This is a genomic window from Isoptericola sp. Y581, assembly GCF_059445475.1.
Window position 1 is genome coordinate 100780 of sequence record NZ_JCAIUK010000004.1, and the last position, 22124, is coordinate 122903.

At 74.5% G+C, this 22124-nt stretch carries 23 protein-coding genes and 2 pseudogenes; 14 read left to right on the top strand and 11 right to left on the bottom strand.

The genetic code is table 11. From position 1 onward, the window contains the following. Positions 1 to 117: 117 nt before the first annotated feature. Positions 118 to 687, top strand: a complete 570-nt coding sequence (locus AC1C2W_RS08980) for a TetR/AcrR family transcriptional regulator (protein ID WP_495388534.1) — start codon at positions 118 to 120, stop codon at positions 685 to 687. Between the two features lie 25 nt (positions 688 to 712). On the opposite strand, the gene AC1C2W_RS08985 is transcribed toward AC1C2W_RS08980, so the two are convergent. Then, the gene (locus AC1C2W_RS08985; RefSeq protein ID WP_495412919.1) at positions 713 to 1219 is read right to left on the bottom strand and encodes a GNAT family N-acetyltransferase; all 507 of its coding nucleotides are present in this window, start codon (positions 1217 to 1219) and stop codon (positions 713 to 715) included. A gap of 173 nt (positions 1220 to 1392) precedes the next feature. On the opposite strand from AC1C2W_RS08985, the gene AC1C2W_RS08990 reads away from it, so the two are divergent. The 4 genes and pseudogenes from AC1C2W_RS08990 to AC1C2W_RS09005 all read left to right on the top strand — a co-directional run bounded on the left by AC1C2W_RS08990 (position 1393) and on the right by AC1C2W_RS09005 (position 4005). Next, entirely contained in the window at positions 1393 to 1776 is a 384-nt protein-coding gene (locus AC1C2W_RS08990) for a VOC family protein (protein WP_495412920.1), read from the top strand. Between the two features lie 35 nt (positions 1777 to 1811). After that, positions 1812 to 2153, top strand: coding sequence for a YnfA family protein (locus AC1C2W_RS08995; protein WP_495412921.1), 342 nt, complete (start codon positions 1812 to 1814; stop codon positions 2151 to 2153). A 174-nt stretch (positions 2154 to 2327) separates the two neighbouring features. Continuing rightward, a pseudogene (locus tag AC1C2W_RS09000) lies at positions 2328 to 3212 on the top strand (DUF222 domain-containing protein); the annotation flags it as partial. Positions 3213 to 3267: 55 nt separating this feature from the next. Beyond that, positions 3268 to 4005 carry an HNH endonuclease signature motif containing protein gene (locus AC1C2W_RS09005; RefSeq protein WP_495412922.1) on the top strand — a complete coding sequence of 246 codons (738 nt, stop codon included), beginning with the start codon at positions 3268 to 3270 and terminating at the stop codon, positions 4003 to 4005. Positions 4006 to 4115: 110 nt separating this feature from the next. Here the strand turns inward: AC1C2W_RS09005 and AC1C2W_RS09010 are convergent, their stop codons facing one another. Together AC1C2W_RS09010 and AC1C2W_RS09015 are read right to left on the bottom strand one after the other, a co-directional pair. Then, a complete protein-coding gene (locus AC1C2W_RS09010; protein ID WP_495412923.1) occupies positions 4116 to 4598 on the bottom strand; it encodes a DUF456 domain-containing protein in 483 nt (160 codons plus the stop codon). A gap of 28 nt (positions 4599 to 4626) precedes the next feature. Then, a complete protein-coding gene (locus AC1C2W_RS09015) occupies positions 4627 to 4995 on the bottom strand; it encodes a hypothetical protein (RefSeq protein ID WP_495388540.1) in 369 nt (122 codons plus the stop codon). A gap of 402 nt (positions 4996 to 5397) precedes the next feature. Here AC1C2W_RS09015 and AC1C2W_RS09020 point away from each other — a divergent pair, with 402 nt between their 5' ends. Genes AC1C2W_RS09020 through AC1C2W_RS09035 form a run of 4 tightly spaced genes read left to right on the top strand, consistent with a single transcriptional unit; the run spans position 5398 to position 10155 of the window. Further along, positions 5398 to 7125, top strand: coding sequence for a nitrite/sulfite reductase (locus AC1C2W_RS09020; RefSeq protein WP_495412924.1), 1728 nt, complete (start codon positions 5398 to 5400; stop codon positions 7123 to 7125). Further along, the gene (locus AC1C2W_RS09025) at positions 7122 to 7976 is read left to right on the top strand and encodes a phosphoadenylyl-sulfate reductase (protein ID WP_495412925.1); all 855 of its coding nucleotides are present in this window, start codon (positions 7122 to 7124) and stop codon (positions 7974 to 7976) included. Before AC1C2W_RS09020 ends, AC1C2W_RS09025 begins: the two co-directional genes overlap by 4 nt. Then, positions 7973 to 9325, top strand: a complete 1353-nt coding sequence (gene cobA, locus AC1C2W_RS09030) for a uroporphyrinogen-III C-methyltransferase (protein ID WP_495412926.1) — start codon at positions 7973 to 7975, stop codon at positions 9323 to 9325. The genes AC1C2W_RS09025 and cobA overlap by 4 nt, the downstream gene beginning before the upstream one ends. A gap of 56 nt (positions 9326 to 9381) precedes the next feature. After that, positions 9382 to 10155, top strand: a complete 774-nt coding sequence (locus tag AC1C2W_RS09035) for a sirohydrochlorin chelatase (protein WP_495412927.1) — start codon at positions 9382 to 9384, stop codon at positions 10153 to 10155. Here the strand turns inward: AC1C2W_RS09035 and AC1C2W_RS09040 are convergent. Both AC1C2W_RS09040 and AC1C2W_RS09045 read right to left on the bottom strand, forming a co-directional pair. Then, complete coding sequence (locus AC1C2W_RS09040; RefSeq protein ID WP_495412928.1) at positions 10121 to 10804, bottom strand: LuxR C-terminal-related transcriptional regulator; 684 nt, start codon at positions 10802 to 10804, stop codon at positions 10121 to 10123. The two genes, AC1C2W_RS09035 and AC1C2W_RS09040, sit on opposite strands and share 35 nt — an antisense overlap. Further along, entirely contained in the window at positions 10801 to 12117 is a 1317-nt protein-coding gene (locus AC1C2W_RS09045) for an ATP-binding protein (RefSeq protein ID WP_495388546.1), read from the bottom strand. The genes AC1C2W_RS09040 and AC1C2W_RS09045 overlap by 4 nt, the downstream gene beginning before the upstream one ends. Before the next feature lie 137 nt (positions 12118 to 12254). Here AC1C2W_RS09045 and AC1C2W_RS09050 point away from each other — a divergent pair, with 137 nt between their 5' ends. Then, positions 12255 to 13745: a PspC domain-containing protein gene (locus AC1C2W_RS09050; protein WP_495412929.1), complete on the top strand. Its 1491-nt coding sequence runs from the start codon at positions 12255 to 12257 to the stop codon at positions 13743 to 13745. Then, complete coding sequence (locus AC1C2W_RS09055; RefSeq protein ID WP_495412930.1) at positions 13742 to 14269, top strand: hypothetical protein; 528 nt, start codon at positions 13742 to 13744, stop codon at positions 14267 to 14269. The genes AC1C2W_RS09050 and AC1C2W_RS09055 overlap by 4 nt, the downstream gene beginning before the upstream one ends. Here the strand turns inward: AC1C2W_RS09055 and AC1C2W_RS09060 are convergent. Next, positions 14255 to 14977 carry a hypothetical protein gene (locus tag AC1C2W_RS09060; RefSeq protein WP_495412931.1) on the bottom strand — a complete coding sequence of 241 codons (723 nt, stop codon included), beginning with the start codon at positions 14975 to 14977 and terminating at the stop codon, positions 14255 to 14257. The two genes, AC1C2W_RS09055 and AC1C2W_RS09060, sit on opposite strands and share 15 nt — an antisense overlap. Positions 14978 to 15104: 127 nt before the next feature. Between AC1C2W_RS09060 and AC1C2W_RS09065 the strand changes: the two genes are divergently transcribed. Continuing rightward, the gene (locus tag AC1C2W_RS09065; RefSeq protein ID WP_495412932.1) at positions 15105 to 16301 is read left to right on the top strand and encodes a glycosyltransferase family 4 protein; all 1197 of its coding nucleotides are present in this window, start codon (positions 15105 to 15107) and stop codon (positions 16299 to 16301) included. 52 nt (positions 16302 to 16353) lie between these two features. Further along, the gene (locus tag AC1C2W_RS09070) at positions 16354 to 16620 is read left to right on the top strand and encodes a hypothetical protein (RefSeq protein ID WP_495412933.1); all 267 of its coding nucleotides are present in this window, start codon (positions 16354 to 16356) and stop codon (positions 16618 to 16620) included. A gap of 22 nt (positions 16621 to 16642) precedes the next feature. On the opposite strand, the gene guaA is transcribed toward AC1C2W_RS09070, so the two are convergent. The 3 genes from guaA to AC1C2W_RS09085 are packed head-to-tail and all read right to left on the bottom strand — an operon-like array spanning position 16643 to position 19622. Beyond that, entirely contained in the window at positions 16643 to 18238 is a 1596-nt protein-coding gene (guaA, locus tag AC1C2W_RS09075; RefSeq protein ID WP_495388551.1) for a glutamine-hydrolyzing GMP synthase, read from the bottom strand. Positions 18239 to 18279: 41 nt separating this feature from the next. After that, positions 18280 to 18945 carry an OmpA family protein gene (locus AC1C2W_RS09080; RefSeq protein WP_495388552.1) on the bottom strand — a complete coding sequence of 222 codons (666 nt, stop codon included), beginning with the start codon at positions 18943 to 18945 and terminating at the stop codon, positions 18280 to 18282. After that, positions 18942 to 19622: a hypothetical protein gene (locus tag AC1C2W_RS09085; protein ID WP_495388553.1), complete on the bottom strand. Its 681-nt coding sequence runs from the start codon at positions 19620 to 19622 to the stop codon at positions 18942 to 18944. The genes AC1C2W_RS09080 and AC1C2W_RS09085 overlap by 4 nt, the downstream gene beginning before the upstream one ends. Before the next feature lie 91 nt (positions 19623 to 19713). Between AC1C2W_RS09085 and AC1C2W_RS09090 the strand changes: the two are divergent. Beyond that, positions 19714 to 20435: pseudogene (locus AC1C2W_RS09090) on the top strand (thiazole synthase). Between the two features lie 35 nt (positions 20436 to 20470). Here the strand turns inward: AC1C2W_RS09090 and AC1C2W_RS09095 are convergent. Both AC1C2W_RS09095 and AC1C2W_RS09100 read right to left on the bottom strand, forming a co-directional pair. Beyond that, a complete protein-coding gene (locus AC1C2W_RS09095; RefSeq protein ID WP_495412934.1) occupies positions 20471 to 21715 on the bottom strand; it encodes a ThiF family adenylyltransferase in 1245 nt (414 codons plus the stop codon). Further along, positions 21712 to 22107 (bottom strand): DUF3817 domain-containing protein, encoded by a 396-nt coding sequence (locus AC1C2W_RS09100; RefSeq protein WP_495412935.1) that lies wholly within the window; start codon positions 22105 to 22107, stop codon positions 21712 to 21714. The genes AC1C2W_RS09095 and AC1C2W_RS09100 overlap by 4 nt, the downstream gene beginning before the upstream one ends. Positions 22108 to 22124: the final 17 nt, after the last annotated feature.

The following is a 22124-nucleotide window of genomic DNA, read 5'->3' on the forward strand; positions in this document are numbered from 1 at the left end:
GTAAGTGTTCACTCACCCCTAGGATGGAGCGGGGCCGGGAGCATGTCAACAGCGATGGGCGCGCTGCCGCGGACGAGATCAGCGCACGAGTTCAGCGCACGAGACCAGGAGGAACGGATGGGCACACGGGACCGGATCCTCGACGCCGCCGCGACGGTGCTGCGCGAACGAGGGATCGCCCGGGCGACGACCAAGGAGATCGCGCGGGCCGCGGGCTGCTCCGAGGCGCTGCTCTACAAGTACTTCGCCGACAAGCAGGAGCTGTTCGTCGGCGTGCTGACGGAGCGCGCTCCGCAGCTCGACCCGCCGGACGCGCTCGTGGGCCAGGGCACGGTCGCGGGGAACGTCGCAACCCTCGTGCGTCAGCTCCTGGCGTTCTACGCCCGGTCGTTCCCGATGGCCGCCTCGATCCTGGGCGCGCCCGAGCTGCTCGCCGCGCACCGGGCCGGCCTCGGGCGCCAGGGCGCCGGGCCGCAGGGACCGGCGCTCCAGGTGCAGGCCTACCTCGACGCCGAGGCGCGCGCGGGCCGGCTGATCGCCGACGTCGACACGGGGGCGCTGTCGCGCGTGCTCGCCGGCGCGGCGCTCTTCGAGGCGTTCCTCGCCGTCTACGCAGGGCTCGGCGAGATCCCGGACGCCGACGCGCGGGCCCGCGGGATCGTCGCCACGGTGCGCCTCACGTCGTGAGTCCTGAGCGGCGGCCGGACGCCGCTCAGGCCTGGTCGACAGCCTCCGTGCGCCCCAGGCGCATCGGGGTGTGCGGGATGTCGTCCTCGAGGTATTCGGGCCCGTCCGGCTCGAAGCCGAACGACCCGTACCAGCCCGTCAGCGGCGACTGCGCCCCCAGCACGACGTCGTGTGTGGGCGCGGCGGCCGTGGCGGCGTCGATCGACGCGCGCATCAGCGCCCCGGAGGCGCCTGTCCCGCGTGCGTCCGGGTGGCACACGACGCGCCCGATGCGCTGCACGTCGCCGTCGTCGAGCACCCGGGCGGTGGCGACGACGCGGACGCCGTCGAGCAGCACGACGTGCCGCGCGCCCGGCTCGGCGTCCCGGCCGTCGAGGTCGGGGTACGCGCACTCCTGCTCGACGACGAACACGTCCTGGCGTAGCCGCCACACCTCGTAAGCGGTCCGCGGCTCGAGCTCGTCGATCGTCGCGACGCGCACCGTCCACCGGTCGTCCCGTGCCCTGCCGGCCGCCCCGTCCTGCACCGTCATCACTCCTCCGTCCGCGTCCGTCCGACGTCGCCACACCCTATGCCGCGCCCCCGGTCGGCCCCCTCCTGCGGGAGGCCGCGCCCGGCTCCGGCGATGAGTCTCCGCCATCCCGAGGGTCGACACCTCGACCCGCCCGGCCCTGGCCCGGGCACCGCCGGAACCGAGGAGGACCCATGCCCGCCGCCCGATTCACCGGGGTGCACACGGTCGCGATCCCCGTCCGCGACCAGGACGCAGCGCTCGACTTCTACACCTTGAGCCTTGGCCTCGAGGTCCGCTTCGACGGCTATCTGCAGGACGACTTCCGCTGGATCGACGTCGCCTCGCGCGGCGCCCCGACGTCGGTCTCCCTCGTTCGCGCGGGGGACGGCCTGCCCGCCGGGATCGACACCGAGATCAGGCTGATCACCTCCGACGCCTCCGACGCGCACGCGGCGCTCTCCGACGCCGGCGCGGATGTCGGGGAGCTGCTGCTCTGGCCGACCGCGCCGCCGATGTTCGAGTTCCGCGACCCGGACGGCAACACCCTGTACGTGACGGAGAACCCCGCCGGGTAGCCCGCGCCGACGCCGTGGCCGGGGAGACTCGGCCCATGACCGTGCTCCGCTCGATCCTGCTCTTCCTCGCCGCCGCCGTCTTCGAGATCGGCGGCGCCTGGCTGGTGTGGCAGGGGGTGCGCGAGCACCGCGGGTGGATCTGGATCGGCGCCGGCGTGATCGCCCTGGGCCTCTACGGCTTCTTCGCCACCCTCCAGCCCGACGCCCATTTCGGCCGCATCCTCGCGGCATACGGCGGGGTGTTCGTCGCGGGGTCGCTGGTCTGGGGCATGGTCGTCGACGGCTTCCGCCCCGACCGTTGGGACGTGCTCGGCGCCGTGCTCTGCCTGGCCGGCGTCGCGGTGATCATGTACGCCCCGAGGGACCTCTCTGCCTGAGTTCGCGCGGTTCGAGCCTTTGTCCACAGGATGACTTCGGGCCTGGAACAGGTGTTCGAACTTCGGTAGGCTCGGGGCATGACGACGACGCTCCCCGACCGCGCGACCGGCGTGGCCGCCGCGCCGGCGGACGACGTCGCGCGGGTGCGGCAGGAGGCCGCCCGCCTGGCGGTGATGCCGCGCACGTGGGAGCCGACGATCGCCGAGCTCCTGGACGAAGAGGCGCGGCACGCACCCGAGGACGCTCGAGGCCCAAGAGCCACAGCGCCTGCCGTTCATCGCCCGCCGACGCTCGCCGACCTCGACCGAGCGCTGGACGAGATCGCCCAGGTCGAGCAGCAGGTCGCCACGCTGCACGCGCGTCGTGCCGTGCTGGTGGCACGGGCATATCGGCTGGCGGAAGTACTCGAGTCGGACCTCGTGGACGACGCCGACCCCGTCGCCAGGACGGCACCGAGCTCGCGGCGCCTGGAGCTCGCCCGACGCGCCGTGGTCGCGGAGCTCGCGACCACCCTGCACCTCGGGGAGCACGCCGCCGCCACCCTGGCCGACCACGCCGTCACGTTGACCACCAAGGCCCCCCGCACCCTGGCCGCGCTGCACCACGGACGCCTGTCCTGGGCACACGCCACCCAGATCACCAAGCACGTGGCCGACCTCACCGGCGACGAAGCCGCCCGCGTCGAGGCGGCAGCCCTGTCCACCGCCGCCACCGGCGTCACGCGCACGCCGGGCCAGCTCGCCGCCCGCACCCGCCGCGCCCGCGAGGTGGCACACCCCGTCCCGGCCGAGGCCCGGCACGCCGAGGCCGCCACCCATCGCGCCGTATGGCTCGACGACGGCCAGGACGGCATGGCCTGGCTCACCGCCCACCTGCCCGCACCCCTCGCCCACGCCGCCTACGACCGCCTCACCCGCACCGCCGCACACCTCACGAGCCCCACCACGAACGTGCACGGCACGAGTGGGCATCCGACCGACACGCGCACGCCGAACCAGGCCCGCGCCGACGTCCTCGCCGCCCTCCTCCTGGAGGACGGCACCCTCGACCTCGCCTCGGCCGGCATCCCAGGAGCCGGCGCCCCACGAGCCGGCGCCCCGGACGAAGCATCGCGTGCGTCCGCCGATCACCCGCAGACCCCGCGCCCCGCACCGGACCTCGCGCACGATCAGGTGCAGCAACAGCTGCTCGAGCAAGACCTGGCTCGCGATCCTGGCCCGCTCGATCCGCCCACAGATCCAGGTCACGGTCCCGGTCCTGACGCTCCTCGGCATCACCGACGCCCCCGCCACGATGAACGGGCACGTCCCCATCGCCCCCGACACCGCGCGTCAGCTCGCCGCCCTCGCCCCCTCGTTCCGACGGCTCCTGACACACCCCGAGACCGGCACCGTGCTCTCCGTCGGCCGCACCACCTACACCGTGCCCGCCGACCTCAAAGCCCTCGTCACCGCCCGCGACACCACCTGCCGCTTCCCCGGCTGCACCCGCCCCGCCAGCAGCGCCGACCTCGACCACACCACCGCCTGGGCCCACGGCGGCACCACCTCGGCCGAGAACCTGGCCGTGCTGTGCCGCAAACATCACGTCACCAAACATCAGACGCGATGGGCTGTCCGCCAAGTCCCCGAGCGAAGCGAGCCGCCCACCGGCGGGCGGCTCGGTCCACCAGGCAGCGCCTCGTCAGCAACCCTCGGCTGGGGCGGCATCCTCGAATGGACCTCACCGACCGGCCGCACCTACCGCACCGAACCCGCCCCACCGGAGTCCACGCGTCACCTGACGATGCCGCGCGGCCACGAACCGCCGTCTCGCCACGAGCCACCCGGCGATGCCGCACCCCCGTACTGAAGCGGGACGGTCCGGGTCGGACGGACCTGGTGAGGACAGTAGGGACAGTAGGGACAGACCTGGGCGCGCAAACATCGCGGGTGAGCCCGCGTCGGGTCGGTGTGCCCGCGTCAGGTCACGCCCAGCCCGACGACCCACACCACGGTCGCCACCAGGCCGCCGGAGAGCTGCACGCCGATGGTGATGAGCGTGGCCTTGAGCGCCGCGCGCGTGGCCGCCCAGGCAATGGCCGCGTCGCGCCGTCGGGCCAGCTCGACCAGGAAGATCGCGCCGGCGAAGAAGAGGAAGAGCCCCACCACGGGCACCACGAAGAAGCCCACGATTCCCGCCAGGCCGGCGATCGCGAGCGTGCCCCAGGGCACCTCCGCTCGGCGCATGTGCCGGCCGGCGAGCAGCCACTGCCCGGTCTCGGCGAACACGACGACCACCGCGGCGATCGCGAAGCAGACCCACGCGGCGGTGCCGCCGGTGACCCACGCCCACACGAGGATGCTGCCCAGCACGAGCACGTTGCCGGGCAGCACCTGCACGACGATGCCGACCAGGCCGACGGCGATCGTGAGGCCGACCAGGACCTCCCCCAGCGCGCTCATCCCGGCCGCCCCGAGAAGCCCTGCGGGCTCAGTTCCAGAAGACCGCGACCAGGATGTTGACCAGCGTCAGCGCGCCGATCGAGTGCTTGAGCGCGGGGGTCACGGCACCCGTGCCGTTGTCGCCCTTCGAGCCCTGGCGCTTGGCGACGAACGCAAGGATCGCGATGATCAGCGCGATGACGAGCTTGACCGTGAGCTTCATGCGATCGACATCCGGGCCCGCGGTGCCCGACTCGATCAGTCCCATCATCACGATTCCCGACACCAGCGCCGTCGCCGCGCCGTGGAACACCCCGCGGTACAGGCCGGGGCTCTTCAGGGACGCGACGTAACCGCCGATGACGATCGCCCAGCCAACGAAGTGCAGAGCGACGAAGACGTTATAGAGGAACTCCATGCGGTCAGCCTATCCGCGCGCGGTCAGGGATCTGACACAGGTGTCCGCAACCGGCCGCACATCACATCGCGGCACCGTTCGGCAAGCCGCCCACGGCGCGTCCCAACATGTGGTCCCAGCATGTGGACCCGGTATCGCGCGATGCCACCCCCAGCGGTTACCGTCGTCGCCATGACCACGGCCTCGCACCGCCTCCTCGTGACGACTCGTCACGGGATGCCGGCGTGCGCCGACCGCGGCATGCGCAGCTGTCTGTGCTGCTGTCGCTGATCGCGCCCTACCTCAGCCCCGCCGCGGACTCGCGGCCCTGAGCACCGGCGCGCGCCGTCGGTCCTCAGCCCACCCCAGCTGAGTCGCTCGTCGTCGCGCGTCCCGCCCTCCGAGGACCCGAGGATCCCCCTGATGACGACGCAGGCCACCGCACCCTCAGCCGCCTCCGGCCCCGCCCGCCCGGGCCGCCCCCCGCGCACCTCCCGCCCCCACGGACAGTGGAAGGTGGACGGCACCGCCCCCCTCAACCACAACGAGGAGTTCAAGCTGGAGGCCGCGCCGCTCGGGGTGCGCGAGCGCATCGAGACGATCTACGCCCACGAGGGCTTCGACTCCATCGCCGACGACGACCTGCACGGACGATTCCGCTGGTGGGGCCTGTACACGCAGCGCAAGCCCGGGATCGACGGCGGGCGCACGGCGACGCTCGAGCCGCACGAGCTCGAGGACCAGTACTTCATGCTGCGGGTCCGCTCCGACGGCCTGGCCCTCGACCCGGCCGCCCTGCGGGTGCTGGGCGGCATCTCGGCGGACTTCGGCCGCGGCTCCGCCGACATCACGGACCGGCAGAACATCCAGTACCACTGGATCGAGATCGAGAGCATGCCGGAGATCTGGCGCCGCCTCGACACCGTCGGTCTGGAGACGACCACGGCCTGCGGCGACTCGCCCCGCGGCTTCCTCGGAAGCCCGGTCGCGGGCGTCGCGGCGGACGAGATCATCGACCCCACCCCCGTGATCCTCGAGATCAAGCGCCGCTACATCGGCGACCCGGAGCTGGCGAACCTGCCCCGCAAGTTCAAGACCGCGATCACGGGCCACCCGAGCCTCGACGTGGTGCACGAGATCAACGACATCTCGCTGGTCGGCGTCGTGCACCCGGAGATCGGGCCCGGCTACGACCTCTGGGTGGGCGGCGCACTGTCGACCACGCCGCGCCTCGGCGAGCGGCTCGGGGTGTTTGTCACCGAGGACCAGGCCCCCGACGTGTGGCACGGCGTCATCCGGATCTTCCGCGACTACGGGTACCGGCGCCTGCGCAACAAGGCCCGCCTGAAGTTCCTCCTCGCGGACTGGGGCACCGAGAAGTTCCGCGAGGTGTTGGAGACCGAGTACCTCGGCTACGCGCTGCCGGACGGCCCGCCGCCCGCGCCGGCCACCCGCCCCGGCGACCACGTGGGCGTGCACGAGCAGAAGGACGGTCGGTTCTACGTCGGAGCGGCGCCCGTCGTAGGCCGCGTCGGGGGCGACACGCTCTCCGGGCTGGCCGACCTCATCGAGCAGGTCGGCGCGGACTCCGCCCGGCTCACCGCGCACCAGAAGGTCGTGGTCCTCGGCGTTCCCGGTGACCGCGTCGACGAGCTGCTGGGCGGCCTCGAGCCGCTCGGCCTCACCGCCCGCCCCAGCCTGTTCCGCCGCTCGACGATCGCCTGCACGGGCATCGAGTACTGCAAGCTCGCGATCGTCGACACCAAGGACACGGCCGCGCGGGTGATCGGCGAGCTGGAGGAGCGACTCGGGGACGTCACCTCCCGGATCGACCGCCCAATCGACCTCAACGTCAACGGCTGCCCCAACTCCTGCGCCCGCATCCAGACGGCGGACATCGGGCTCAAGGGCCAGATCATCACCGTGGACGGCGAGCAGATGCCGGGCTTCCAGGTGCACCTGGGCGGCGGCCTCGTCGGCGCGGGGCGCGACGCCGGGGAGCTCGGGCGCACGGTGCGCGGCCTCAAGGTGCCGGCCGCAGACGTCGGCGGATACGTCGAGCGCGTGGTGCGCCGGTACGACGCCGAGCACGAGGGCGACGAGACGTTCGCGCAGTGGGCGCACCGGGCTGACGAGGAGGCGCTGCGATGACGGCCGTCGAGCTGTCCACCCCGCTGACGTTGCAGCCCGCCTCCCTCACCGGCAACGACCGGGTCGCCCAGGTGCGCGCGCGGGCGGCCGCGCGCGAGGAGTCCCGCGCAGCCCGACGGCAGGCCCGCTCCGCCCGGGGTCGCCGTTCCGCCGAGGAGCTGCGCCACGTGGTGGAACGCGGCCAGGCCCAGCTGCACGCCGACGGCGACCGGCCGGAGGCCACGGCCGAGGAGGTCGTGGCGTGGGCGGTCCCCGAGTTCGGCCCGTTCCTCGCGGTCGCGTCGTCGATGCAGGACCTGGTGCTCGCGCACCTGGTCTCCCGGCAGCTCCCGTTCGTGGACGTGCTCTTCGGCGACACCGGCTACCACTTCGCCGAGACGCTCGGCACGCACGGCGCCGTCGAGATCGAGATGGACGTGGACGTCGTGGACGTGCGGCCCGAGCTCACGGTGGCCGAACAGGACGCCGCGCACGGCCCGCGCCTGCACGACCGCGACCCGGAGGCCTGCTGCGCGATGCGGAAGGTCGCGCCCATGCGCAGGACGCTCGAGGGCTACGAGGCGTGGTCCACGGGCGTCCGGCGCAGCGAGACCGTGGCCCGCGCCAACGCGCCGCTGGTGTCCTGGGACGGGCGCAACGGCGTCGTCAAGATCAACCCCCTCGCGGCGTGGACCGACGAGGAGGTCGAGGAGTATGCGCGCCGGCACGGCGTCGTCGTCAACCCCCTGCTCGGCGACGGGTACCCGTCGGTGGGCTGCGAGCCCTGCACGCAGCGCGTCGCGCACGGCGAGGACTCCCGGGCAGGCCGCTGGGCGGGCCGGGACAAGACCGAGTGCGGCCTGCACGGATGAGCGTCCGCAGAGCGTCGGCGGCAGCGCACGACACGTATCCCCTGGGCCTGCGGGTCGCCGGCCGCCTGGTGATCGTGGTGGGCGGGGGCCAGGTCGCACTGCGCCGGGCGCGCAGCCTGCTCGCGGCCGGGGCGCGCGTGCGGATCATCGCGCCCGACGTCGTGCCCGAGCTCGCCGCGCTCGGTTCCGCGGGCACGATCGAGCGCGTCACGCGCGGCTACTGCGACAACGACCTCGACGGCGCCTGGCTGGTGCACACCGCCACCGGCGACGCCCAGGTGGACGCCCGTGTGGCAGCCGACGCCGAGCTGCTGCGCACCTTCTGCATCACCGCCGGAGACGCGGCGCTCGGCACCGCGTGGGTGCCCGCCGTGGCGCGCACCCCCGTCACCGACGCCGCCGGACGACCGGGCGGGCAGGTCACCGTGGCCGTCACCGCCGGCCGCGACCCGCGCCGCGCGGTCCGCGTGCGCGACGCCGTCGCGGCCGGGCTCGACGACGGCAGCCTGCCGCTGCGCGCGGTGCGTCCCGGCCCGGCCCACTCCACCGAGGCGCCCACCGGCGGCGTGGCGCCCCGGCCGGGCCGGGTGGCCCTCGTCGGCGGCGGGCCGGGGGCGGCAGGGCTGATCACCGTGCGGGGCCGCCGCCTGCTCGCCGCAGCGCACGTCGTCGTCGTGGACCACCTCGCCCCCCGGGGCCTGCTGGCCACGCTCGGCGACGACATCGAGGTGGTCGACGTCGGCAAGACGGCCGGCCACCATCCCGTGCCGCAGGAGGAGATCTCGGCGCTGCTGGTGGAGCGCGCGCTCGCCGGGCGGGACGTGGTGCGCCTCAAGGGCGGCGACCCGTACGTCTTCGGGCGCGGCGGCGAGGAGCTCGACGCCTGCCGCGCCCACGGCATCGAGGTCGAGGTCGTCCCGGGGGTGACGTCCGCCGTGTCGGTGCCCGCCGCCGCCGGGATCCCCGTGACCCACCGCGGGCTCGCCCGCGGGTTCAGCGTGCTCACCGGGCACGACGACGTGGGTCATGTGCCGGGCGGTACCGACCACACGCTGGTGCTGCTGATGGGCGTCACCCGCCTGGCGGACACCGCCCGCGCGCTCGTCGAGGCGGGACGGCCGGCTTCCACGCCCGTCGCCGTCGTCGAGGACGGGTTCCGCGCACGGCAGCGCACCACGGTGGGTACGCTCGCGGACATCGCCGAGCGGGCGCGCGCGGTCGGCGTGCGGGCCCCCGCCGTGACCGTGGTGGGCGACGTGGTACGCCGCAGCCCGGCCTGGGCGGGGCCCGCGACCGCTGACGTTGCCGCCGCTCACGCGGTCGTCACACCCTCCGTGAGGTCGTCGTGACGACGGTTCGCACACGCGAAACCGGGCCGGTCGACGCGCGCCCGAGGGTCGCGGGCATGATCTCGCCCGCGCTGCTCGCCATCTCGCACGGCACCGCGTCGGCCACCGGCGCGGGGGCCGTCGCGGCGCTCGTCGACGCCGTCGCGCACCGGCTCGACGGCGAGGCCGCCGTGCACGGCGGCTTCGTCGACGTGCAGCAGCCCGACGTGCCCACCTGCCTGTCCGGTCTCGCCGGCGATCCCGCGGTCGGCACGGTCGTCGTCGTGCCGCTGCTGCTCTCGGCGGGCTACCACGTGCACGTGGACCTGCGCGAGGACGTCGATGCCGCCGTCGCGCGGGGCGAGGACGTGACGCTCGGCGGCGCGCTCGGGCCGGACGAGCGGCTCGTGGACGTGCTCGAGCAGCGCCTCGTCGGGGGCGGGCTCCGGGAGGACGACGTCGTGGTGCTGGCGGCCGCCGGGTCGAGCGACGCCCGTGCCGTCGCCGAATGCGAGGCCACCGCGGCCCGCCTCGCCGGGCGCATCCGGCGCCCGGTGCCCGTCGGGTACATCGCCAACGCCACGCCGCGGGTGCACGAGGTCGTCGACGCCGCGCGCGCGGGGCGCCCCGGGCGACGGGTGGTGGTCGCGTCGTACCTGCTGGCCCCCGGGTCCTTCGCCGACCTGGCGGCGAAGGCCGGCGGTGACGTCACGACGCCGCCACTGCTGGTCGCCCATGACGAGGCGCCTTCGGGGCTGGTCGACGTCGTCGTCGACCGCTACCGCACCGCTGGTTGGGCTTGCACCGGCGAAGTCGTCAGAGCAGCCGGCGCGCCGCCGCCCAGCGCGTGAGCTCGTAGCGGCTGGAGAGCTGCAGCTTCCGCAGCACGGCCGACACGTGGGTCTCCACCGTCTTGATGGAGATGAACAGCTCGCTTGCCACCTCGCGGTAGGAGTAGCCGCGCGCGATCAGCCGCATCACCTCCTGCTCGCGCTTGGACAGGCGATCCAGCTCGTCGTCCGCGACGGCGACGTCGCCCGCCGCGGTGCCGAACGCGTCCAGCACGAAGCCCGCGAGCCGCGGCGAGAAGACCGCGTCTCCCCCGGCCACGCGTACCACGGCGCCGGACAGATCGGACGCGGAGATGTTCTTCGTGACGTACCCCCGCGCGCCCGCGCGGATCACGGCGACCACGTCCTCCGCGGCGTCCGACACGGACAGCGCGAGGAACTTCGTCTCGCCCAACAGGTCCGCGCACCGGCGGACTACCTCGGCCCCGCCGCCGCCGTTGCCGCCGGGCAGGTGCACGTCGAGCAGCACCACGGGCGGGCGGTGCTCGTGCACGACGGCGACGGCCTGGTCGACGTCTGCCGCCTCGCCCACCACGTCCACGCGGCCGTCCAGGCTGGCCCGCACCCCGGTGCGGAACATGTGATGGTCGTCGACGAGGACGACCGGCACCGGCCCGGTGGGCGGCGTCGCGGCGGTGGGAGTGGTCACGTGCGTGCTCCTTCATCGATGTCGGTGTCAGTGCCGGAGGCGGTGGGCTCGACCGGCGGGGTGGGCTCGGTGGCCTCGTCGCCGTCGCGCGGCATGCGCAGCCGCACCTCGGTGCCCCAGCCGGCGCGGCTGGAGACGTCGGCGGTGCCCCCGCGGCGGTGTACCCGCCCCAGGATGGACTCGCGCACGCCGAACCGGTCGGGCGCGATGTCGTCCATCTCGAAGCCGTCGCCGCGGTCGCGGACGAACACCTCGACCGCGGCGTCCGTCACCTCGACGTAGATGGTCACGGGCGGGCGGCCGTGCACGACGGCGTTGACGAGCGCCTCGCGCGCCGCCTGCAGCAGCGCCGACGTCGCCTCGGTGGGGACGCAGTCGCCCACCACGACCGTCTCGACCTCGACGGCGCGCCCGTCCTCGACCTCGCCCACGAGGGTGCGCAGCTCGGCGGCGAGGGACGTGCCCGGCTCGGTGCGATCCGTGTACAGCCACTCGCGCAGCTCGCGCTCCTGGGCACGCGCCATGCGCGCCACCGCCTCGGGGTCGTCGGCGCGCGAGCGGATGAGCGCCAGGGTCTGCAGCACGGAGTCGTGCAGGTGCGCGGCGATGTCGGCCCGCTCGGCCTCGCGCGCGCGGGCGGCGCGCTCGTCGCCGAGCTCGCGCACCAGGCGCAGCCACCAGGGCGCCAGCATGAGCGCCGCCCCGGCGAGCACCGCCAGCGACGCGGCGGCGGCCTGCAGCAGCACCGGCACCGGGGCGTCCTGGCCGATGAGCATGAGGATGCCGGCCATCACGAGGATCACGCCGCCGACCAGGCGCAGCACGAGCGTCGAGCGCCCGGTCCCCGGCGCCCCACCGAGGCGGCCGCGCTGCGCGGCGTCGAGCTGGCTCCAGGCGAGCGCCAGGCCGCCGAGGGCGACGAGGACCGGGAGCACCCACGAGGCACCCACGTCCCAGCCCGCCCGCATGGCCACCAGGATGAACGCGCCCGCGATGAGCGCGGCCCCGATCATGACGTCCCGCACGGGCAGCGCCGCCACCGGCCCGCGCATCCGCAGCCGCGGCGCGAGCCGCTGCAGCGACGTCGGCGTCGTGTCCGCCGCCAGCCGCGGGTCGCCGGACGGCACCGTCACCCACCAGAAGACGTACGCCACCGCGCCCGCCCCGCCCGCGAACGTGAACAGCAGGAAGGCGAGACGCACGACCACCACGGGCAGGCCCAGGTGCGCGGAGAGGCCCGCCGCGACGCCACCGAGCAACCGGCCCTGCGGGGGCCGGCGCAGCGGGAGGCGCGGAGGTCGGTCGGTGGTCACCCTCCCGATCCTGGCACGTCGGGGACACCCCCGGACGCCGTTTCCCGAGGTTTCAGGGTCCCGGGGCGGGGCGATTCAGGGTCCTGTCAGGGCAGCACCCGATGCCGTGGCGCCCGCAGGCTTGCCACGATGGAGCCATGAGCACCGACGACCTCCCCCAGACGCCAGGGCCGCAGCCCGGCGCCGGTGAAGCACCTCCCCGCCGCAACGGCGACGGCTTCTTCGACTCCATCCGCCGCCTGGGCATCAGCCGGTCCGACGACCGCTGGCTCGGCGGCGTGGCGGGCGGCGTGGCCGACCGGTTCGGCCTCGACCCCCTGCTGGTGCGGGGGCTGCTGGTCCTCAGCTTCTTCCTCACCGGCGCCGGCATCGTCATCTACGCGATCGCGTGGGCGCTGCTGCCGGAGCGCAAGGACGGGCGGATCCACCTGCAGCAGGCGTTCCGCGGCGACTTCGACGTCGCCCTCGTCGGGGCGGTCGTCGCCATGGTCGTGGGCTTCGCCTGGGACGACGGCTTCTGGTCGTGGGGCGCCGGCGGCTTCTTCAACTGGGTCGGCGGCGTCGTCTGGGTGGGCGTCTGGGTCGCGATCGTCTGGCTGGTGGTCAAGCTGATCCGCGACCGCAAGCCGCGGTCCGGTGCGCCCGGCGTGCCGCCGACCCCGCCCTATCCCGCCGCGCCCGCTCCCGGCGCCCCCACCGCGACCAGCGGCACGGGACCGGCCGAGCCCTTCGCCCCGGCGCCCCCGCCGCCGTACCTGGCGGCGCCGGCCACGCCCGCCACCGACCCCTCCGCGTCGTCCTCGTACGAGGCCGCCGCGCCCTCCACCGCTCCTTACACCGCTCCCTACACGGCGGCTTCCGCCCCTGTGCCGCCGCCCACTCCCCCGGCAGCGCCCGTGCAGCCGCCGCGTCCCCCGCGTCCCGCCCGCCCGGTACGCCGCGGCCCGGGTGCGGGCGCCATCGGCATCGTGCTCGGGCTCGTGCTGCTCGCCGGTGCGCTGCTCCTCGTCGCCGACCGCGTGGGCGAGCTCCCCTTCCCCCTCGGTCCCACGTGGCTGGGCGCGTCGATCGTCATCCTGGGCGTCGGGCTCGTCGTCACCGGCCTCCGCGGACGCCGCGGCGGAACCCTCACCTTCGTCGCGACCCTCGCCCTGATCGCGGGCATCTTCACCTGGCCGTTCGCCGGCGGCAGGGACTCGTGGGACTTCTGGGACGACAACTCGCCGGGCATGGGCGCCGCCGCCGTCGTCAGCGACGGCACCCTCACGCCCCGGTCGATCACCGAGGCGGAGGACGGCGTGCGGGTGCGCTTCGGCTCCGCCGTGGTGGACCTCACCGAGCTGGACCTCACCTCCGTGACTCCCGGCGACCCCGTCGTCGTGCCGATCTCCATGACCGCGGGCAGCACCCTGGTGGTCATCCCCGCCGACCAGGCCGTGGAGGCCGCGGTCGAGGTGATCGCCGGCAACGCCACCTGGCGTGCCGACGGCGAGAACCGGTCCGTCAACACGTACACCAACGGCCCGGCGCGGTTCACCACCGACGAGGTGAGCGACTCCGACGGCGCACGCCTGCTGCTCGACGTCGACGTGCGCGCCGGCGACCTGACCATCGAGGAGTCCCGATGAGCGACGACAAGCCCACCCCCCAGGTGCCCGACGACCGGCCGGACGAGACCCAGGCGCTGCCCCCGGCGGACGAGACCCAGGCGCTGCCCCCGGCGGACGAGACCCAGGCGCTACCCCCGGCGGACGAGACGCAGGCGCTACCCCCGGCGGACGAGACCCGCGCGTTCCCCGCCGCCCGTCCGGACGACCCGCTGTCCGTCTTCGACCGGCCCGACCTGCCCGCCGAGCCGCTGCCGGAGCCGGTCCTGGCGCCGCTCCCCTCGCCGGACGCCGCCGCGCCGGCACCGGTCCCGACGCCGAGCGTGCCCGAGCAGGAACCGGTCAGCGCCGGGCCGCGCGCGAGCACGATCGTGTGGGGCTTCCTCGTGGCCGCGTTCGGCATCGGCCTGGTGGCCAACGGTGCGGGCGCGCACATCGACGTCGAGCTCGGCGCCATCCTGCTGCTCGCCGCGGCGGGCGCGCTGCTCGTCATCGGCTCGATGGTCAGCGCGGTGCGACGCCGTCGGCGGTCATCGGTCGGCTGACGGCGGGGTTCCTCCCGCCGGCGGCGCCTCGCGGGGCGGCGTCGGCGGGAGCTGCGTCGTCCCACCGTCGGCTCCGCCCCCGCCCTCCGAGGGCGTCGACGGTGGCGCGCTCGGCGGCGGCGCGGTCCGCGTGCTCGGCCGCTCGGGCGGCGGGGCCGGGGTGGTCGGAGACGCCGGACGCACCGGCTCCACCGGCTCCGCGCGGTGCGCGGCGTGCGACAGGTCGCCGGACGACGAGTACGCGGGCGTGTCGACCACGACCTGCGGCCCGCCGGCCAGCTTGCGCAGGGCGCCCCCGATGAGGATGGCGAGGATCCCCAGCCCGATCACCAGCGCGGACACGCCGAACGCGACGACCGAGGTGAACAGCGAGGCCCGCAAGAAGGACGCGTTCATCACGGTGTCGCGGGTCGGGTCGTCCTGGTCGAGCTCGGCGTAGGTCTGCCCGTCCGCCATCGCAGTGGCGTGCATGTCGATGACGTCGGCCTGCGCGTAGGCGGTGAACGGGCCGGAGACGTGCTGACCGGCGAACCTCCCGCCCAGCAGCGTGGAGTCGTCGGACACGGTGATCTGCTCGTCGGAGAGGGTCTGGGACACCACGACCCACACACCGAGCCCGGCCAGGATCATGATGATCCCGGCGATGATGGTGACCAGGCCGATCCCGCGGACGCCCTTGGCCGGATGGACCGTGACCGTGCTCGACATGTCGCACCTCTCTGGAGTCGGCGGCGCTGCGTGCGCTCGGGTGCCGCTTCTCGAACGGTAGCGCCGGGTCTCGGGGTCGGCGCGGTGAACCCGCAGGTCGTCGCGCCGGCGATGGCAGGATGGCCGGGTGCGCATCACCCACGTCTCCGACTCCTACCTGCCCCTGCTCGGGGGCATCGAGACGCAGGTCGCCCGGCTGGCCCGCCGGCAGGCCGCCGCCGGGCACCAGGTCGAGGTCGTCACGACCACCCCGGCCGCTCCCGGCGCCCACGGCATCACGACCACCACCGACACCGACCTCTCCACCCACGGCGACGGCGCCGGCGTCGTCGTGCACCGCATCGCCGCCCGTGTGCCGGGCGGCTACCCGATCCACCCCCGCTCCTCGCGGCACGTCGTCGCCCGGCTGCGCGCGTTGGAGGCCGAGGGACGCCGCCCCGACGTCGTGCACCTGCACATGGGTGTGCTCGCCCCCACCGTCGAGGCCACCCTGCGGCCGGTGACGCGCCTGGGCCTCCCCGCCCTGCTCACCGTGCACAGCGTGTGGGGCGGCTGGGAGCGGGCGTTCGCCGGGCTGGACCGGGTGGCGGGCTGGTCGGCCTGGCCCGTGCAGTGGTCGGCGGTCAGCGAGCTGACGGCGGCCCCGCTGCGTCGCGTCGTGGGTCGCCGCCTCGGACCGCAGGCAGCGGCGGACCGGGTGTCGGTGCTCGGCAACGGCATCGACGTCGGGGCGTGGCGGCTGCCCCGGGTGGAGCGTGGCGAGCGCGCCGAGGGGCGCGAGGTGCACGTCGTGTCCGCCACCAGGTTCGCGCCGCGCAAGCGCGTGCTGCCGATGCTGGACGCGATCGCGGCCGCGGTCGAGCGGGCGCCGGGGCGGATCGTCGCGACGATCGGCGGCGACGGGCCGCAGCTCGACGAGGCCCGGCGATGGGTCCGCGAGCACGGGCTGGCCGACGTCGTCCGCCTGGTCGGGCGGCTGAGCCCCACCGAGCTGAAGCGCCTGTACATGCGCGCCGACGTGTTCGTGGCCCCCGCCGTGCAGGACGCGTTCGGCATCGCCGCCCTCGAGGCGCAGGCCGCGGGGCTCGCCCTCGTCAGCCGGTCGCAGTCCGGTGTGGCGGAGCGGCTCGTCGACGGCCGCGACGCGCTGCTGGTGGACGACGACGCCACGATGGCGGACGCTCTCGTGCGCCTCGCCGACGACCCCGCGCTGCTCGACGCGATCGTCGCGCACAACCGCTCGGCCGAGCCCGCGACCTCCTGGCCGCGGGTGCTCGCCGACGTCGACGCCGCCTACGGCAGGGCAGCCGCGCTCATCGGCTGAGCGTCGCCCCTGGTGACGGCCGGATAGATACCTCGGCGTATCAAGGGCCCGGATGGATGCCTCGTCACACCATGACCGGCGACGAGGGGATCGTGTCTTCAACCCGAAGTACCGCGTCGGCGGCACCGCCGGCACCGCCGGCACCTCGGACAACGAGGGCGGCGCCAACCTGGGCCACGCGAGCGCCATCAGCCCGGTGGAGACCTACAACCACTGCGACGTGCAACCACTGCGACGTGCGCCTCGACAACGGCGACAACTGTCTCTTCTGCAAGACCGGGGCCAGCACGCCCGCGCCAACTCCTACCGGATCTCCTGACCCGCAGAGCAACTTCGGGACGTCACTCCCACTCGATGGTGCCCGGGGGCTTGCTCGTCACGTCGAGCACCACGCGGTTGACCTCGCTCACCTCGTTGGTGATGCGGGTGGAGATCACGGACAGCACGTCGTAGGGCAGGCGCGTCCAGTCGGCCGTCATGGCGTCCTCGGACGACACCGGCCGCAGCACGATCGGGTGGCCGTAGGTGCGGCCGTCGCCCTGCACCCCGACGGAGCGCACGTCGGCCAGCAACACCACGGGGCACTGCCAGATCTCGCCGTCCAGGCCGGCCTTCGTCAGCTCCGCGCGGGCGATGGCGTCCGCCTTGCGCAGCGTCTCCAGCCGCTCGGCCGTGACCTCGCCGACGATGCGGATGCCCAGGCCGGGGCCCGGGAACGGCTGGCGGGAGACGATCTCCTCCGGCACGCCGAGCTCGCGGCCGACCGCGCGGACCTCGTCCTTGAACAGGGTGCGCAGCGGCTCGACCAGCTCGAACGTCAGGTCCTCGGGCAGCCCGCCCACGTTGTGGTGGCTCTTGATGTTCGCCGCGCCCTCGCCGCCGCCGGACTCCACCACGTCGGGGTACAGGGTGCCCTGCACGAGGAAGCGGACGTCCTCGCCGGCCTCCCCCGCTTCCTCGATGATGGCGCGCTGGGCGTCCTCGAAGACGCGGATGAACTCGCGGCCGATGATCTTGCGCTTGGTCTCCGGGTCGCTGACTCCGGCCAGCGCCGTCAGGAAGCGCTCCTTCTCGTCGCGGACGATGAGGCGCACGCCGGTGGAGGCGACGAAGTCGTTCTCGATCTGCTCCACCTCGCCCGCGCGCATCAGCCCGTGGTCCACGTGCACGCAGGTGAGCTGGTCGCCCACGGCCTCCTGGACCAGCGCCGCGGCGACCGCGGAGTCCACACCGCCGGACAGCGCGCAGATGACGCGCGCGTCGCCGACCTGCGCGCGGATCGCGGCGACCTGGTCGGCGATGACGTTGCCCGGCGTCCAGTCGGGCTCGAGGCCGGCGCCCTCGTAGAGGAAGTGCTCCAGCACCGTCTGACCGTGCGCGGAATGCCTCACCTCGGGGTGCCACTGCACGCCGTACAGGCGCCGCCCCTGGTCCTCGAACGCCGCGACCGGGGAGCCGGACGACGTCGCCAGCACCTCGAAGCCCTCGGGGGCCGTGTGCACGGAGTCGCCGTGGCTCATCCATGTGGTCTGGTGGTCGGGCGTGCCCGACAGCAGCACGCCGGCCTCGCACACCTCGACCTCGGTGCCGCCGTACTCGCGGGTCCCGGTCTGCGCCACCGTGCCGCCCAGGGCCTGCGCCATCGCCTGGAACCCGTAGCAGATGCCGAGCACCGGCACGCCGGCGTCGAAGAGCTTCGGGTCCACGAACGGGGCACCCGTGGCGTACACGGACGACGGGCCACCGGACAGGATGATCGCGGCCGGGTCCTTGGCGAGCATCTGCTCCACCGTCGCGGTGTGCGGCACGATCTCGGAGTAGACCTTGGCCTCGCGTACGCGGCGCGCGATGAGCTGCGCGTACTGGGCGCCGAAGTCGACGACGAGGACGGGCCGAGGCGTGGGCGGGGTGGGCTGGGCGGTGGCGGGGGTCGTCACCGGCCCATCCTATCCGCCGGCGGACCCCGCCCCCGGGCGCCTCAGCCGGTGGGGTAGGTCACCTCGACCCGGCGGTTGAGGGCGCGGCCGGCCGGGTTGTCCTCGCCGGACACCTCGTTCTCGGCCACCGGGTCCGACTCGCCGTGACCCTTGACCTTCAGCGTCAGGTCCGGGCGCTCGGTACCCAGCACGTCCGCGACGGCCTTCGCGCGCTGCTCCGAGAGCTTCTGGTTGCGCGCGTCCCCGCCGATCGAGTCCGTGTGCCCGTCCACGCGGACCGTCGCGTCCTGCGGGACGTCGCCTGCCAGGGCCGCCACCGCGTCCTTCGCGGCGGGGGTGAGCGTGGCCTTGCCGAAGTCGAACAGCAGGTCGGAGGTCAGTGTGACGACCGTGTCGTCCTTCTCCTCGCGCTGCTTCTCGAGCACGGTGGTCGAGTCCTCCGGGCGGAGCGGGAACGTCGAGTCGTCGGCCCGCAGGTCGAACGTCGCGTCGGACGCCCTCTCCGCGGACACGTCCGCCGCCTCGATCCGCGTCGCGTCCTCGGCGAGCCCGTCCTCGGACTCCTGCATCAGCTCCGGGTCGGCGGCCGTGGCACCGGACTGAGACGACGTCGGTGTCGGGTCCGTCGCCGCGAGCGCGGGGGTGGTGCCGGCCGCCGCGAGGGCCAGTGCCGCGGCGAGCGGGACGAGGGCCCGTCGAGCGTTCACTCGGCGCCGCCGTCCGCGTACGTCACCGTCGCGCCGGTGAACAGCGGCAGCCCCTCGGCGGCCAGGACGTCGACCGTCGCGGGCTTGCCCTCCGGAGCGGGCAGCACGGCGGACACCTCGATCGTGCCGTGGTTGGGGAACTTGAAGAAGTGCTGGTCGAGCGGGGACACGAGCATCGACTCCCGGCAGCTCCGCTGCTCGTTCGCGGCGTCCGACGCGCTCTCCGTGTCCGCCTGCCACGCGCCCTCGGTGCAGAACGGCCGATAGGCCTTGAGGGCCTCGCGGTCCGTCACGGTGGTCGAGGGTTCGAGGGACATGTCGTACCAGCTCACGCCCGCGTCGGCCGGCGACGCCTCGTCGTCCCAGCGCAGCGCCCAGCGGACCGTCATCGTGCCGTCGGCGACCTCGACCGCGCGCAGCGTCGTGGTCACTTCGCCGCCCGGGGCGGAGTCCGAGCTGTGCGGGGTAGCGATCTTCTGCTCCGCCATCACCTGGTCGGCCACGGTGGCCGTGCCCGGGCCGGCGGCGGCGTTCTCGGCTGCCGCCGCGGACTCGCCGCCGGTGACCTTGTCCGCGGAGGCCTTGTCCGCGTCGCCGTCGCCGCCGCCCGTGCACCCGGACAGGACGAGCAGCACGCCGGCCAGCAGCAGGGTGGACGTACGAGGACGTGCAGACATGGGCATCTCCGGAGCTGGGGGGTGCCCCGGGCGTCGCGAAGGGGGCCGAGCCCACTGTGACACACGACACCCCGGGGCGGTACCGCACCCGATGGGGAGAACACCCCATCCCGGCCCTCCTGATGCCAGGTCAGGTCAGGTCAGGTCAGGCCAGCCGTTCGCGCAGCTCGCGCGCCGCGCGCTCGGGGTCGGGGGCCTGCGTGATCGCCCGCACGACGACCGGCTCGGCATCCGCGCGCTGCCCAACACCGCCGGCTGCTTCTCGGTCAAGGAGGCCGTGCTCACGGCGCGGCTCGCGCGCGAGGCGTGCGGCACCGACTGGGTCAAGCTCGAGGTGATCGCCGACGACGTCCCGCTGCTGCCCGACCCGATCGGGCTCGTCGAGGCGGCCGAGCAGCTCGTGCGCGAGGGCTTCGTCGTGCTGCCGTACACCAACGACGACCCCATCCTCGCCCGCCGCCTGGAGGACGTCGGGTGCGCCGCCGTCATGCCGCTGGGCGCCCCCATCGGCACCGGGCTGGGCGTGCTGAACCCGCGCAACATCGAGGCCATCGCCGCGGCGGCGCGGGTGCCCGTCATCCTCGACGCCGGGGTGGGCACGGCGTCCGACGCGGCGCAGGCGATGGAGTGGGCTGCGACGGCGTGCTGCTGGCCACGGCCGTCACCCGCGCCGCCGACCCGGTGCGCATGGCCCACGCGATGCGCCTCGCCGTGGAGTCAGATCGCCTCGCCGCCGGGGCGGGCCGCATCCCCCGCCGCGAGGGCGCGCTGGCGAGCTCCTGCCCCGACGGGCGTCTGGACCTCGCGCTCTGACGGTGAATCTGACGGTGAATCTGACGGTGAAGCAGTCAGACGGCGAGGAGGAGGGCGGAGGCGCCGCCCTCGACGGAGCGGGCGTCGACGCCGGCCCCGCGCGCGACGTCGGCCACGCGGGCGGAGCGCGCCCCGGCCGCGCAGACCAACAGCACCGGGCGGTCGGTGGGCAGCTCCGCGATCGCCGCGGCGGCGACGTCGTCAGGGCCCAGGAACTCACCGCTCGGCACCAGGCGGGACCCGGCGACCGGCAGCATCTGGGCCTCCCACTCCTCGCGCACGTCGACGAGCGCGACCGGCCCGGCGCCGGCGAGCAGGTCAGCGGCCTCGCGCGCGGTCACGCTGGCGGGGCCGAGCTCGGCGGCCGGCTCCGACCCGGTGCCCGACGGCGTGGGCAGGCCGCAGAACGCGGCGTACGCGGCGTCGTCGGCCAGCAGCGCGGCGACGGGCGCGCGCGTGGGGTCCGGGCGGACGGCGAGCTGGCGCCACGTGAGGTCGAGGGCGTCGTAGACGGCGATGCGGCCCAGCAGCGTGGTGCCAGCGCCGGTGATCAGCTTGACCGCCTCCGTGGCCATCACCGACCCGACGGTGCCGCACAGGGCGCCGAGCACGCCGCCGGTGGCGCAGTCCGGCACGGTGCCGGGTGGCGGGGGCACGGGGAAGACGTCGCGGTAGGTGGCGCCGCGCTCGCGGCCGCCATCGGCCGGGGGCTCGGCGGACCGCGGCGCGCCCCAGAAGACGCTCACCTGGCCGTCGAACTGGTGGATGGCGCCCCAGACGACGGGCACGCCGAGGATCTCGGCCGCGTCGGAGACGAGGTACCGCGTGGGGAAGTTGTCGGCTCCGTCCAGGACGAGGTCGTAGCCGCGCAGGATCTCGAGCGCGTTCTCGGGGCTGAGGCGTACCGGGTGCGGCACGACGCGCACGTCAGGCGCGAGGTCGGCCAGCCGGTCCCGGGCGGACTCCACCTTGGGCCGGCCGAGGTCCGCGGTGCCGTGCACCACCTGGCGCTGCAGGTTGCTGACGTCCACGACGTCGTCGTCGACGACGCCCAGCGTCCCCACCCCGGCGGCGGCGAGGTACTGCAGGGCCGGGCTGCCGAGGCCGCCCGCCCCCACCACGAGCACACGCGCCGCCGTGAGCCGCCGCTGCCCCTCCGGGCCGATCCCCGGCAGGGGCAGGTGCCGGGCGTACCGCGCGAGGCGGGCGGGGTCGAGCTCCGGGCCGGGCGCGACGAGCGGCGCCAGGTCCGGGACGGCGGGTGCGCTCGTGTCGGTCATGCCGCGTACCGCTGTTCCAGGGCCTGGAGCTTGGCGCCGGCGTCGGCGTGCACACGCTTCTCCAGGATGAAGGACATGACGGGCACGACGCCCGCGAAGACCATCGTCGCCAGGCGGCCGAAGCCCCAGCGCATCTTGGACCACAGGTCGAGCACCGTGACGAGGTAGACGACGTAGATCCAGCCGTGCGCGAACGGCACCCAGCCCATGTAGTCGACCACGACGTCGACCGGGACCACGTACTTGAAGAACATCTCCCCGCACAGGATCAGCAGCATCACACCGGTGAGGATCGCCATGAACCGGTAGCGCGACAGTGCTCCGCGCGCCTTGCGGATGGCGGTCTCGGCCTGGGCCTGGCTGGCTGCTGGGGTCTGCTGCGGCGTGCTCACCTCTGCATCGTAGGTGC

Coding starts and splice junctions, on each gene's coding strand:
- AC1C2W_RS08980 (WP_495388534.1), top strand. CDS start 118: ATGGGCACACGGGACCGGATCCTCGACGCCGCCGCGACGGTGCTGCGC.
- AC1C2W_RS08985 (WP_495412919.1), bottom strand. CDS start 1,219: ATGACGGTGCAGGACGGGGCGGCCGGCAGGGCACGGGACGACCGGTGG.
- AC1C2W_RS08990 (WP_495412920.1), top strand. CDS start 1,393: ATGCCCGCCGCCCGATTCACCGGGGTGCACACGGTCGCGATCCCCGTC.
- AC1C2W_RS08995 (WP_495412921.1), top strand. CDS start 1,812: ATGACCGTGCTCCGCTCGATCCTGCTCTTCCTCGCCGCCGCCGTCTTC.
- AC1C2W_RS09010 (WP_495412923.1), bottom strand. CDS start 4,598: ATGAGCGCGCTGGGGGAGGTCCTGGTCGGCCTCACGATCGCCGTCGGC.
- AC1C2W_RS09015 (WP_495388540.1), bottom strand. CDS start 4,995: ATGGAGTTCCTCTATAACGTCTTCGTCGCTCTGCACTTCGTTGGCTGG.
- AC1C2W_RS09020 (WP_495412924.1), top strand. CDS start 5,398: ATGACGACGCAGGCCACCGCACCCTCAGCCGCCTCCGGCCCCGCCCGC.
- AC1C2W_RS09025 (WP_495412925.1), top strand. CDS start 7,122: ATGACGGCCGTCGAGCTGTCCACCCCGCTGACGTTGCAGCCCGCCTCC.
- cobA (WP_495412926.1), top strand. CDS start 7,973: ATGAGCGTCCGCAGAGCGTCGGCGGCAGCGCACGACACGTATCCCCTG.
- AC1C2W_RS09035 (WP_495412927.1), top strand. CDS start 9,382: ATGATCTCGCCCGCGCTGCTCGCCATCTCGCACGGCACCGCGTCGGCC.
- AC1C2W_RS09050 (WP_495412929.1), top strand. CDS start 12,255: ATGAGCACCGACGACCTCCCCCAGACGCCAGGGCCGCAGCCCGGCGCC.
- AC1C2W_RS09055 (WP_495412930.1), top strand. CDS start 13,742: ATGAGCGACGACAAGCCCACCCCCCAGGTGCCCGACGACCGGCCGGAC.
- AC1C2W_RS09060 (WP_495412931.1), bottom strand. CDS start 14,977: ATGTCGAGCACGGTCACGGTCCATCCGGCCAAGGGCGTCCGCGGGATC.
- AC1C2W_RS09070 (WP_495412933.1), top strand. CDS start 16,354: ATGGATGCCTCGTCACACCATGACCGGCGACGAGGGGATCGTGTCTTC.
- AC1C2W_RS09085 (WP_495388553.1), bottom strand. CDS start 19,622: ATGTCTGCACGTCCTCGTACGTCCACCCTGCTGCTGGCCGGCGTGCTG.
- AC1C2W_RS09095 (WP_495412934.1), bottom strand. CDS start 21,715: ATGACCGACACGAGCGCACCCGCCGTCCCGGACCTGGCGCCGCTCGTC.